The following is a 12,383-nucleotide window of genomic DNA, read 5'->3' on the forward strand; positions in this document are numbered from 1 at the left end:
CGATCACCGATCCTCGGCCGAGGCCGCCCGCAGGGTTTCCCTTACGAAAAGTAAGTGGTGGAATCGGTGTGGTCCGATCCCACCCGATTCGAGGAGTTCCATGACCATCGCCGTCACCGGAGCCGCCGGCCACCTCGGCCGCCTGTCCATCGCCGCCCTGCGCGCCCGCGGGGTCGCTCCCGCCGACATCGTCGCCGTCGTCCGGGACGCCGCCAAGGCCGCCGACCTCGCCGCCGACGGCGTGCAGGTCCGCGTCGCCGACTACGGCGACCCCGCCGCCCTGCGCGAGGCCCTGACCGGCGTCGACAAGCTGCTGCTCGTCTCCGGCAGCGAGGTCGGGCAGCGCCTGCCCCAGCACACCAACATCGTCGACGCCGCCAAGGCGACCGGCGTGACCTTCATCGCCTACACCTCCGTCCTCCACGCCGCGACCAGCCCGCTGCTGCTCGCCGGCGAACACAAGGCCACCGAGGACCTGCTCGCCGCCTCCGGCATCGACCACGCCCTGCTGCGCAACGGCTGGTACTGGGAGAACTACGCGAGCGCCGTCGGGACCGCTGCGGCCACCGGCACCCTCGTCGGCTCCGCCGGCACCGGACGCGTCGCCGGCGCGGCCCGTGCGGACTTCGCCGAGGCGGCCGCCGTCGTCCTCACCACCGACGGACACGCCGGAGCCGCCTACGAACTCGGCGGACAGCGCCTGACCTACCCCGAGCTCGCCGAGGTGCTCTCCGGCCTCGTCGGCAAGCCCGTCGTCTGCCAGGACATCTCCAAGGAGGAGTACGCGACGATCCTGGAGAACGCCGGGGTCCCCGCCCGGTTCGCCGCCGTGCTCGCCGACTCGGACGCGGGCATCGCCGTCGGGGCGCTCGACACCGACAGCGGCGACCTCGCGCGGCTGATCGGACGGGCCCCGACCCCGGCCGCGGACGCGCTGGCGGCCGTCGCGCCGGCCGTGTGACACCGCCCGGCCGACTTCCGCCGTCAATGCCGACGAGTGCGGGCGCGTGGTGGCAGGATCGGAAGGCGTGAGCTCCGCGAACCTGACCCGTGCCGAAACCGCCGCGCGCGCCCGCGCACTCGACGTGCACTCCTACCGTGTCGAACTCGACCTGCGCGGCGCCGTCGATCCACGCCGCACGAGCTTCCCGACGGTGACGACCCTGGAGTTCACCGCCTCCGCGGAGGAGAGCTGGATCGACTTCATCGGCGACTCCGTCGAATCGGTCACCGTCAACGGCGACCTCGTCCCGGTCGTCTACGACGGCGCCCGCATCACGATCGGTGGGCTGCGCGAGATCAACGTCGTCACCGTCGTTGCGACCGGCCGCTACAGCCGCTCCGGGGAGGGGCTGCACCGCTTCGTCGACCCGGTCGACGGCGCGACCTATCTGTACACCCAGTACGAACCGGCCGACGCGCGCCGCGTGTTCGCCTGCTTCGAGCAGCCGGATCTGAAGGCGCCGTTCACCTTCGTCGTCACCGCCCCCGCCGGCTGGCAGGTGCTCTCCAACGAGGCCCCCGAGCAGCGTGTGGAGCGCGAGGGCAGCCAGACCGTCACCTTCGCCGCCACCCAGCCGATCTCCACCTACATCACCGCGATCGTCGCCGGCCCCTACCACCGTGTCGGATCCTCGTGGCGCCGCGGCGATCTCGAGGTGCCGCTCGGGGTACTGTGCCGCGCCTCGCTCGCCGAGCACCTCGACGCCGAGGAAATCCTCGAGATCACCGAGCAGGGCCTGGACTTCTATGCCGAGCACTTCGCCTATCCCTATCCGTTCGGCAAGTACGACCAGGTGTTCGTCCCCGAATACAACCTCGGTGCGATGGAGAACCCGGGCTGCGTCACCTTCACCGAGGCCTACGTCTTCCGCGGCGCCGCCACCGCCGCCCAGCACCAGGGCCGCGCCAACACGATCCTGCACGAGATGGCGCACATGTGGTTCGGCGATCTCGTCACCATGAAGTGGTGGGACGACCTGTGGCTCAAGGAGTCCTTCGCCGACTTCATGGGCGCCTTCGTCAGCGCCGAGGCCACCAAGTTCACCGACGCCTGGGTGGCCTTCGCCAACCGCCGCAAGGCCTGGGCGTATCTGCAGGACCAGCTGCCCACGACCCACCCGATCGTCGCCGACATCACCGACCTCGAGGCCGCCAAACTCAACTTCGACGGCATCACCTACGCCAAGGGCGCCAGCGTCCTCAAACAACTCGTCGCCTACGTCGGGCGTGACGCCTTCTTCGAGGGTGCCCGCCGCTACTTCCGCCGGCACGCCTTCGGCAACACCACTCTCGACGACCTGCTCACCCAACTGTCGGAGACCTCCGGTCGCGACCTGACCGAATGGGCGCGGGCCTGGCTGCAGACCACCGGGGTGTCCACCCTGAGCCTCGAGACCGGCGCGGACGGTCCCGAGATCGTCCAGACCGAGCCGCGCCCGCACCGCCTCGCGGTGGGCTGCTACGACCTCGACGCCGCCGGGGATCTGGTGCGCACCCACCGCATCGAGGTCGACCTCGCCGAGGCCCGCACCCCGATCGACCTGCCGGACGCCGCGCTGGTGCTGCTCAACGACGACGACCTCACCTACGCCAAGGTCCGGCTCGACGCGCGGTCGCTGGCCACCGTCGACGAACGGCTGGACCGGGTGCGCGACCCGCTCGCGCGGGGCCTGCTGTGGTCGGCGCTGTGGAACGCCACCCGTGACGGGGATCTGCACGCCGACCGCTATCTGTCGATGGCGGCGCGGTTCGCCCGCCGCGAGAACGACGCCGCGCTGCTGACCGCGGTGCTCGCCAACGCCGCGTACGCCGTCGAGCACTACCTGCCGCCCGCGGCGCGGCCGGATGCCCGCCGCCGCTGGCTCGACGCCGTCTGGGACGGGCTGCACGACGCCGATCCGGGCAGCGACGCCCAGCTCGCCTTCGCCCGCGCCGTCGGGGTCGCCGCGGCGACGGACGCGCACCACGCCGCCGAATTGCGCGCCATGCTCGGCGGACACACTGCCCCACCGGAGGGACTGCGCCTCGACCCGGATCTGCGGTGGAGCTGGTGGGCGGCACTGACCACCACCGGCGACGCCGACGAGGCGGACCTCGACGAGGAGCTGCGCGGCGACGACACCGCCTCCGGGCGGACCGCGCACCTGCGGGCGCTGACCTCCCGGCCCCGCGCCGACGTCAAGGCGCACGCCTGGGCGTTGATCCTCGCCGACCACACCCTCACCAACGACCATCTCGACGCCACCATCGCCGGGTTCCGGGCGGGGGACCGCCGCGACCTGATCTCCGCCTACGACTCGGACTATTTCGCGGTGCTGCTCGACACCTGGGCCGAGCGCAGCATCGAGATCGCCCGCCGCATCGTCGTCGGGTTGTTCCCCGCCGCCGACGATCTCACCCAGGTCGACGCGTGGCTCGCCGGGCATCCCGACGCTCCCGCGGCGCTGCGCCGCCTGGTGCTCGAACAACGCGACCATCTGGCCCGCGACCTGCGGGTGCAGCGGATCAACACGCCGTGACCGAGCCGCAGCCGTACCGCGAACCGTCGGTGGTGTCGACCCCGCCGGCGGTACCCGACACCGTCGCCGACGCGATGCGGCGGCTGCGCAGCAAGGCCAGCTCCGACAACACCCGCGCTGCGCAGCTGAGCGACTGGGCGATCTTCACCCGCTGGTGCGAGCGCACGGGGCACACCCCGCTACCCGCCGACCCGGAGCAGGTGAGCTGGTTCCTCACCGAGAAGGCCGCCGAGCTGCGCCCCGACGGCCGCTGGGCCTACGCCCCGTCGACGCTGACGCGCTGGGTGTCGACCATCAACCGGATGCACACCCTCGCCGGGCTGCCCGCCCCCGGCACGGACCCGGCGGTGCGGGACCTGCTGCGGGGCCTGCGCCGTGAACGCGCCACCCCACCGGCGCGGCGCACCCCGCTGCTCACCGACGACATCCGCACCATCCTGGCCGCGATGCGCACCGAGGCCGCCGCGGCGGGCTGGGCCGAACGGGTCGCCGAACGCCGCGACGCCGCGATCCTGCTCATGGGCCTGGCCGGGGCGCTGCGCCGCTCCGAGCTGACCGGCCTGCGCGTCGCCGACGTCGTCCCGCACCGCGCCGACGGCCTGTACGTGACGGTGCGCCGCTCGAAGAGCGACCGGGCGGCGCAGGGCCGCACCGTCACCCTGCCCTACGGCTCCGACCCGCACACCTGCCCGGTCTGCGCCTACCGTCGCTGGCGGCAGGTCCTCGACGTCTGGGACGGTGGGGGCCGCCCCGCCGTCGCCGAGCTGCTCGCCGTCGCCGACACCGGCCCCGACGAGCACTGCTGCCGCGGGCTCGCCGCCGGGTCGACGCGCCCGGAGGGGGAGCGGCCCCTGTTCCGGCCCGTGCACCGCACCGGCTCCGTCGGCGCGGCCGCGCTGTCCGGGCAGTCGGTGCACTCGATGATCCAGCGGCGGGCCCGCCGCGCCGGGTTCAGCGAGGAACTCGTCGCCACCCTCGGCGGCCACAGCCTGCGCGCCGGGTTCGTCACCCAGGCGGTGCGCGGCGGCGCCACCACCCAGACGATCATGACTCAGACCGGGCACGCCGACGAACGGATGGTCGCGCTCTACAGCCGCCACCACGCCGGGCTCGTCGGCAACGCCGTCACCCGTCTCGGGCTGTAGCGTCGGAACCGGGCGGAATTGCATCGGATGCAACACTGCGCAAGTGGGGGAGAAGTGCTCGACGTGCGGCGAAGGGGACGTGCCCGTGCGTCGAGTATCCGGCCTGCGTGGGCCGTGACCTGGCAGAACACCTCGTTTCGGCCACGCAATTCAACAATGAGGTCTTCTCAGTAAGTTGATCTTGGCCGAGCGGTGCGATACCCGAATCACGAAGAGACGCAGAGCCCCTGGTAGGACTGGATTTGCGAAGACCAAGTCCAAGAACCAGAGGCTCCACGTGATCACCTATTCTGCCACGCTCGACGTCCCACGCCCTCTCGCCCAGCACCTCGCCGCATTGCTGCAGGTCAACCGTCGTGAACGCGGCAGCCGCCGCGGACGCCGCGCCCTGACTCCCTTCCGCCACGCGGTCCTCGTACTGCGCTGGTTCCGACAGGACACCCCACTGACCGCACTGGCCCACGACGCCGGCATCTCCATCGCCACCGGCTACCGGTACCTGCACGAAGGCATCGACGTTCTCGCCGCGCAAGCTCCGGACCTGGCCGACGTGCTCAGCGACCGACTCGCCGCGGGACGGACGCACGTGATCCTCGACGGCACGCTGATCCCCACCGACCGGGTCCGTGAGACCACGATCGGAACGAAGGGCACCCCGGTCCACCGGTGGTACTCCGGTAAACACCGCCGATTCGGTGCGAACGTCCAGTTCATCGCGACCGCGGACGGATTCCCGTTGTGGGTGTCGGAATCGCTGCCGGGCAGCACCCACGATCTGACCGCGGCCCGCGCACACGGAATTACGGGCGCGTTGTACGCCGCCGCAGCTCAGGGTCTGCTCACCCTCGCGGACCAGGGTTATCAGGGGGTGGGCATCGGTATCCACACGCCCACGAAGGCTCCTGCCGACGGCAACACTCTCGACGCCGACACCGCCTGCCGCAACACGCTGCTGACCAGTCTGCGGTGCCTCGGCGAACGTGCCGCCGCATTGCTCACCACCCGATGGAAGGCACTCGCCAGGATCACCCTGTGCCCCAAAAGAATCGGTTCCATCGTCAAAGCGGCGCTCGTTCTCACCCAATTCGAGCATGCAGGACGCTACTGAGAAAACCTCAATGTTGTGTTCAATGCAACATATGGAGTCAGTGGTCGATCCGCCCGGTGCGGCGCATCTGGTGCTGGCCGATGCGGTGGTGCACCTGGATCCGCAGCAGGCGGTGTTCGAGGCGATGCTCGCCGGGTGGCAGCGACAGCAACGCACCCGGTTTCTGAGCGAGTCCGGCACGATCGGTCCACGGGTGGCGGTGGTGCGGCGAATGGCCGAGTTCACCAATTCGTATCCGTGGCAGTGGGAACCGGCCGATGGGGAAGATTTCATCACGCATCTGCGTTCGGAACTGCGGGCGCGACCGATCGTGGTGTCCACGGCGCGCAGCTACGAGATGGCGATCGCGTTGTTCGTCGAGTACGTCACCGATCGTCGGTACGGGTGGCCTGCGGTGTGCGAGCAACGGTTCTCGCAGGTGCCACAGCGAATCTTCCATGAAGGCAACACCATCGCGCATGTCGCCGACGTCGAGGGACAGCCGGGGCGGCGCCCGTTGACCTACGACGAGGTCCAAGCATTGTTCGATGCCGCCGACGCCCGGGTGGGACAGATCCGCGAGCGGGGTCGCAAGGGGGCGCTGACGGCGCTGCGGGACGCGGCGCTGCTCAAGACCGTGTACGCCTACGGCCTGCGCCGCCGGGAGGCGTACGGGCTGGACCTGGCGGATCGGCGGCACAGTCCCACCGCGGGGCAGTACGGCCGCTACGGGGCGTGGTTCGTGCGCTGGGGTAAAGCGTCGAAGGGCGGTCCGCCCAAGCGTCGCACCGTACTCACGGTGCCGGAGATGGACTGGATCGTCGAGGTGCTCGAGCACTGGGTCACCGAGGTGCGTCCGTTGCTGCATCCGGGTCCGCTGGCAGCGGTGTGGGTCAACGAACGGGCCGGGCGGATGTCGATGCGCAGCATCAACGAGGCCTTCGCCTCGGCTCGGCAGGCGGCCGGGTTGCCGACCGAGTTGGATCTGCACTGCCTGCGTCATTCCTACGTCACTCATCTGGTCGAGTTCGATTACCCGGAACGGTTCGTCTCCGAGCAGGTCGGGCACCGCTACGCGTCGACCACCGCGCTCTACACGGGGGTCTCGGACGAGTACCGGCGCCGGCTGATCCGGCGCGCCTTGCAGGACCGTACCGAACTGTGGGAGCAGCGCTGATGATCAAGAAGATGGGCTACCGCTGGAATCTGCGCAAACGCATGGCCGAGCAGGACATGTTCGCCACCACCGACCTGGTGCCGCTGTTGGCCGAGCGTGGCATCCACCTCTCGCGAGAGCAGGTCTACCGGCTGGTCACCGCACCCCCACAGCGACTGTCGATGGACACCCTCGCCGCCCTGTGCGACATCCTCGCCTGCACCCCGAACGATCTGATCGAGATCGATGTGGTCAACACCCCCGTCGCCAAGACCGGCGGCCCGGCCGAACGAGTTGCCCCGCCGCAGGTTCGGCGCACCACCATCCGTCGGCCGAGGTCGACATGACCGCCGCCCAGGCCCGCCGGGAACGGCGGCAGACGGTACTCGACCGGGCCGCTGCCCGGCTCTGCGCGGTGGTGCCCGACCTCGACCCCACCGCCGCTACACAATTCGTCGAGCGTGCCACCGTCGCGCACACCCTGCGACGCCTCGAGACGCACCTGGCCGAGCATCCGGACGCGCTGATCTCCGGGTCGTCGGACGCGCCCATCGCGGTGCAACGGCTGGCCGGGCTGCTGGCCGACGCCGGCCACACCACCGTCGTCGTCCCCGGCTGCCTGCGCTGCGGTCGGCTCGTGCTGTTGCCGCACATCGTCGACGGCGGCCGAGTCTGCGACAACTGCCGCCGCTTCTACCATCGCGCACCCTGCGGACGTTGCGGGCACGATCGCCCGATCGCCACCCACACCGACCGTGGTGATCCCTTGTGCCGCTCGTGCATCCCCTGCAGGCGCGAACCCTGCGGCACCTGCGGACGGGTGCTGCGGGTGCAGACTCGGCGCGCCGACGGTGCCGCGGTGTGCCCCAACTGCTATCGCGCCCCGCAGCGCCGCTGTTGTCGCTGCGAGCACACCGCCTCGACCTACGCCCACACCGCCGACGGTCCGATCTGCAAGTCCTGCTACCGCCGGCCCCTGCGCCGTTGCGGCGCCTGCGGTGAGCACCGACGCATCGACCGCCGCGCCACGGCAACCAGCCCGGATATCTGCATCCGCTGCCGGACCCGACGCCTGCGGTCGTGCACCGTCTGCGGCACCGCGTATCCGGCCCATCCGCGTGCGCAGCATCCGGTGTGTCTGCCGTGCCGGGACGCCGGCCACATCCTCGAACCCGAGCTGACCGAATCACCCGGCCGGGTCCGTCGGCGTCGAGACGAAACCGGCCACGACGCCCTGATCACCACCCTGCACGCTGTGATCGCCGATCCGCAGCGGGGCATCGCCGCTCCACTCACCGTGCTCGACGAGGTCTTCCGCACGGTGCCCAACCCCGAGATCACCCGGTATTGGCTGCGCCGCCGGCGCGGCGGTGCTGCTCTGCTGCACCAGATAGCCCTACGCGCTCACGACGAACCGATCACCCATCAGCTGCTCGACAGCGTCCCCCACAGCGCAGCCCTACCCCGGCTGCGCGATTTGTTCGTCCACGCCGGGATCCTGCCCGACCGCACAGACCTGATCGAACGGATCGGACCCTGGCTCGACGAGATTCTCGAGAGCCACCCCGCCCACCACGGTGAACTGGTGCGTCCCTTCGCGCATTGGCACGTGCTACGGCGAGCCCGCCGCCGCGCCCGAAACCGCCCGGTCACCGACAGTGCCGCCGCCTACGCCCGCAGCCAGATCTCCCTCGCCCTGGACTTTCTGTCCTGGCTCGACGAACACGACACCCCCTTGGCCACCGCCACCCAAGCCGACCTCGATCGCTGGCTCGACGGTGGCAGTCGCTACCGATATTTCCTGGCCAACTTCATCACCTGGGCGACCACCCACCACCGGTGCACCGACCTGGTCGTGCCGAACCCTCACAGCGGCGAACCATCACACATCCTCACCGACGACGACCGCTGGGCAATGCTCGCTCGCTGTCTGCACGACGAGACGCTGCCCCTGCACGTGCGAGCGAGCGGCGCGCTGGTACTGCTCTACGGACGCACCATCACCAGCATCGCCGATCTCACCACCAGCGACATCATCGATACCGATACCGATGCCTACCTCCGCATCGGCAACGGCACCGTCCCGCTCCCTCCGGCCCTCGCCACGCTCGTGCACAGTCTCGCCGACGACGCCGATGGCCGTGCCCCCTTCCCGCGTCCCGGCGATACGACCCGCTTCCTTTTCCAGGGAAGAAGGATCGGCAAGCCCACCACACCGAAAGTGCTGGCCCGCAACCTTCGAACCTGTGGGATCGACCCCCGGCCCGCTCGACACGCAGCCCGAGCTGCCTGGGCCCGGGAGATCCCCGCCCCCATCGCCGCGGACGTGCTCGGCATCCACATCACCACCGCCACCCGATGGGCGGGCCGCACACGACGGGACTGGACCCACTACCTTGCCATCCGAACCGACACCGCAGGACACACCCATGACAACCCCAGGAAGACATGACGAATACCGCATCCACCGAATACCGTCACTCCGCCAGTCCGGGGCGAGCGGGCGACCGCCGGGTACCGGGGCCGTACCGGGTTCGAGCCGCACGACGATCTGCTTGGAGGTCGGCGTGTTGCACACGTCCGCGACGGCCTCGCGGTGGATCAGCTCGGTTCACCCTCGTGGCGCGGTGCATCCACGGAGGAACCGAGCCGCCGCGACCCGGGGTCCGGCACCAGCATCGACCGCAGATGCGCGATCTCGTCGGCGAGCTCACGAATCGCCGGATCGGGCGAATCGGCGCCGTGCACCGACGCCACCGGGATCCGCTCCGCACCGGCCGTCCGGCACCGGGCGGCACCCGGATCCCGCAGGTCCGCCGCGAGCGCGCGCAGCTCCGCCGAGGCCGGTACGTCCGGGGCGGCGGACCGCGTCGCCGACGCCCCGGTGATGCGATCGGCGACCCGTTCCGCGGCCGCGACCACCGGGATCCACGACCACGCCTCGGCGCCCGCCGGAGGCGGCTCGGCCAGGGTGCGCTGCAACGCCGCGCGGGTGTCGGACAACCGCCGGTAGACATCCCGGCGGGTGGCGGCCACCGCGTCCGGCCCGGCACCGCCCGCCACCTCGCCGGCGTAGTCCGCCAGCGCCGTGAGCGTGGCCGCGAACGACCGGGCGACGTGCACGTGCCGGGCGGACGGCCACACCAGATAGCCCGCCACCACCACGATCACGCCACCGAGCACGGTGGCGACGATGCGGTCGACCCCCAGTTCGACGACCCGATCGTGGGGCACCACCACGTCGATGAGGATCATCACCAGCGGGGTCAGCACCAGCACCTGCCACAGATACGACCGGCCGATCGCCCACGGCAGCACCGCCGCGAAGACCGCCACGACGACGCACGCCGCGACCGGACCGGCCGGGGCCAGCGCGGCGACCAGCACCGCGACGACCGCGCCCGCCACGGTGCCGAGGCTGCGCAGCGTGGCCCGCGCGAACACCGATCCGAGATCGGGTTTCATCACCAGCGCCACCGTCAGCGGAATCCAGTAACCGTGATGGACCGGCAACAGATAGAAGGCGAGATAGGCCAGCCCCGTGCACACCCCGAGACGGGTGGCGGTCAGCAGCAACACCGGCCCGGGCGGCGCCGGGCGGGACCACCCGGCGGCCGGCGCCGCCCCCGGCGCTGCGGCGGCCCCCCAGATCGCGGCCTCGAGCATCGCCAGCCGCACCAGCGTCCCCGACGCGGCGCGGCTCGGGGTGGGACGCCGGTGTCGCAGCACCGCGACGACGCACTCGTCCAGTCGCGTCGCCGTCGCCGCGGCGCCACCCGGATCACAGTCCTCGGCGAGCAGCCGCGCCAGCAGCTGGTCGGCGGCCCGCACGACGGTGGCGGCACGGTCGTAGTCCGGCGTCGGACCGAAGGCACGGCCACGCTGCACGAGCGCCCGCGAGTGGAAGGCATCGAGCGCGGCGACCGCCCGGGACCGCACCCCGGTGAGGTCCGCGGCGTCCACGGCCCGGGCCCGCGCGAGATCCGCCAGCGCCGTCAACAGATCCACCAGGGCCTGCCGCTGCGGCCGCCGCCGATCGGACAGGACCTCGCACCCCAGCAGCAACGCGTACAGCGCCGCGCCGACGAGGAACCAGCAGGCCGCCGGCCAGTAGGGCGCCGTCACCGGCAACCCGAGCGCCAGCGCCGCGATCAGCAGCGCCTGCATCGTGCCGACGGACAACAGATGGCTGTACCCGCTGAGCACCCCCGCCCCGAACGCCAGCGCCGCCATCACCACCACGACCAGCGCGTGCGGTGCGGACGAGAGGAAACCCAGCAGATACGCCGTCGCCGCCAGCGGCGTGGTCACCGCGATCTGCCGGAACCGGGTCCGGTACGCGTCGTCGCGTTCCCCGGCCGCGAGCAGCAGTGCCCCCATCGCGATCCACATGCCCACCAGCAGATGATCGGTCAGCGCCCCGGCGAGCAACGGCCCCGCCACCGTCACCGCCGCACGCACCGAACGGCCCACCGGCCACGGTGCGGGCGGCGCGACGAGCAGCGACCGCAGCCACACCGCCGGGCGCCAGTCGGGATCGGATCCGGTCGCGGGCCGTTCCTGCACTCTCGCTCCTCCTCGCTCGCGGCGGGCACCGACCGCGAAAACATCTGCGCGGCAACCGGTGAACGGTCCTCGCAGTATGCGGCATCGACCCCCGGAAACGGCGCAGCCGCCCCGGACCCGGCCCCGATCTCGTAGGCTGGGCCCGCACGGACGGACAGGAGACCGCGATGGCCGACACCATTTCCGACGAGACCGTCCAGGACCTGCTGGCCGAACTCACCGCCCTCGACGAACCGAAGATCCGCGCGGTCAACGCCCGGCACGGCGACGACCACGGCGTGAACCTCACGAAGCTCCGCGCGATCGCCACACGCCTGAAGACCCAGCAGGAACTCGCCCGGCGACTGTGGGACACCGGCGACACCGCCGCCCGCCTGCTCGCCCTGCTGATCTGCCGCCCCAAGGCCTTCGACCGCACCGACCTCGACACCATGCTGCGCGACACCCGCACCCCCAAGGTGCACGACTGGCTCGTCAACTACGTGGTGAAGAAGAACCCCCACGCCGAGGACCTGCGCCTGATCTGGCTCGACGACCCCGACCCGGTCGTCGCGAGCGCCGGCTGGGCCCTCACCGCCGACCGCGTCGTCGGAAAACCCGCCGGCCTCGACCTGCCCGGCCTGCTCGACACGATCGAGGCACAGATGAAGGACGCCCCGGAACGACTGCAATGGGCGATGAACACCTGCCTCGCGCAGATCGGCATCGAACACCGCGACCACCGCGCGCGGGCCCTCGACATCGGCGAACGCCTCGAGGTGCTGAAGGACTACCCGACCTCCCCGGGCTGCACCTCGCCCTACGCCCCGGCCTGGATCGCGGAGATGGTGCGCCGGCAGAACGCGTGAACCGGCCCCCGCCCGGGTACCGCTGCACAGGACGCGCCCGGTCGCCGACGACGAGGAGAA

Annotated in this window: 9 protein-coding genes; 8 read left to right on the forward strand and 1 reads right to left on the reverse strand. The window is 71.2% G+C overall.

Annotated features, from left to right (window positions below; all coding sequences use genetic code 11):
* The first annotated feature begins 100 nt into the window (after positions 1–100).
* The 7 genes from OED52_RS10655 to OED52_RS10685 all read left to right on the forward strand — a co-directional run bounded on the left by OED52_RS10655 (position 101) and on the right by OED52_RS10685 (position 9,361).
* Positions 101–961: an SDR family oxidoreductase gene (locus tag OED52_RS10655; RefSeq protein ID WP_264150887.1), complete on the forward strand. Its 861-nt coding sequence runs from the start codon at positions 101–103 to the stop codon at positions 959–961.
* 67 nt (positions 962–1,028) lie between these two features.
* Positions 1,029–3,521, forward strand: a complete 2,493-nt coding sequence (pepN, locus tag OED52_RS10660) for an aminopeptidase N (protein WP_264150888.1) — start codon at positions 1,029–1,031, stop codon at positions 3,519–3,521.
* A gap of 74 nt (positions 3,522–3,595) precedes the next feature.
* Positions 3,596–4,666 (forward strand): site-specific integrase, encoded by a 1,071-nt coding sequence (locus OED52_RS10665; protein WP_264154652.1) that lies wholly within the window; start codon positions 3,596–3,598, stop codon positions 4,664–4,666.
* Positions 4,667–4,943: 277 nt separating this feature from the next.
* Positions 4,944–5,774: a transposase family protein gene (locus OED52_RS10670; protein WP_264150889.1), complete on the forward strand. Its 831-nt coding sequence runs from the start codon at positions 4,944–4,946 to the stop codon at positions 5,772–5,774.
* 31 nt (positions 5,775–5,805) lie between these two features.
* On the forward strand, positions 5,806–6,930 hold the full coding sequence (locus tag OED52_RS10675; RefSeq protein ID WP_138846018.1) for a tyrosine-type recombinase/integrase: 1,125 nt from the start codon (positions 5,806–5,808) through the stop codon (positions 6,928–6,930).
* On the forward strand, positions 6,930–7,256 hold the full coding sequence (locus OED52_RS10680) for a helix-turn-helix domain-containing protein (protein WP_068159118.1): 327 nt from the start codon (positions 6,930–6,932) through the stop codon (positions 7,254–7,256). The genes OED52_RS10675 and OED52_RS10680 overlap by 1 nt, the downstream gene beginning before the upstream one ends.
* Positions 7,253–9,361 (forward strand): hypothetical protein, encoded by a 2,109-nt coding sequence (locus OED52_RS10685; RefSeq protein WP_264150890.1) that lies wholly within the window; start codon positions 7,253–7,255, stop codon positions 9,359–9,361. Before OED52_RS10680 ends, OED52_RS10685 begins: the two co-directional genes overlap by 4 nt.
* Before the next feature lie 149 nt (positions 9,362–9,510).
* Here the strand turns inward: OED52_RS10685 and OED52_RS10690 are convergent, their stop codons facing one another.
* Positions 9,511–11,475: an FUSC family protein gene (locus OED52_RS10690; protein ID WP_264150891.1), complete on the reverse strand. Its 1,965-nt coding sequence runs from the start codon at positions 11,473–11,475 to the stop codon at positions 9,511–9,513.
* Positions 11,476–11,642: 167 nt separating this feature from the next.
* Between OED52_RS10690 and OED52_RS10695 the strand changes: the two genes are divergently transcribed.
* A complete protein-coding gene (locus OED52_RS10695) occupies positions 11,643–12,323 on the forward strand; it encodes a DNA alkylation repair protein (RefSeq protein ID WP_264150892.1) in 681 nt (226 codons plus the stop codon).
* Positions 12,324–12,383 lie beyond the last annotated feature (60 nt).

It is taken from the genome of Rhodococcus sp. Z13 (genome assembly GCF_025837095.1).
Lineage (GTDB): Bacteria > Actinomycetota > Actinomycetes > Mycobacteriales > Mycobacteriaceae > Rhodococcus > Rhodococcus sacchari.

Coding starts and splice junctions, on each gene's coding strand:
- OED52_RS10655 (WP_264150887.1), top strand. CDS start 101: ATGACCATCGCCGTCACCGGAGCCGCCGGCCACCTCGGCCGCCTGTCC.
- OED52_RS10665 (WP_264154652.1), top strand. CDS start 3,596: ATGCGGCGGCTGCGCAGCAAGGCCAGCTCCGACAACACCCGCGCTGCG.
- OED52_RS10675 (WP_138846018.1), top strand. CDS start 5,806: ATGGAGTCAGTGGTCGATCCGCCCGGTGCGGCGCATCTGGTGCTGGCC.
- OED52_RS10680 (WP_068159118.1), top strand. CDS start 6,930: ATGATCAAGAAGATGGGCTACCGCTGGAATCTGCGCAAACGCATGGCC.
- OED52_RS10685 (WP_264150890.1), top strand. CDS start 7,253: ATGACCGCCGCCCAGGCCCGCCGGGAACGGCGGCAGACGGTACTCGAC.
- OED52_RS10695 (WP_264150892.1), top strand. CDS start 11,643: ATGGCCGACACCATTTCCGACGAGACCGTCCAGGACCTGCTGGCCGAA.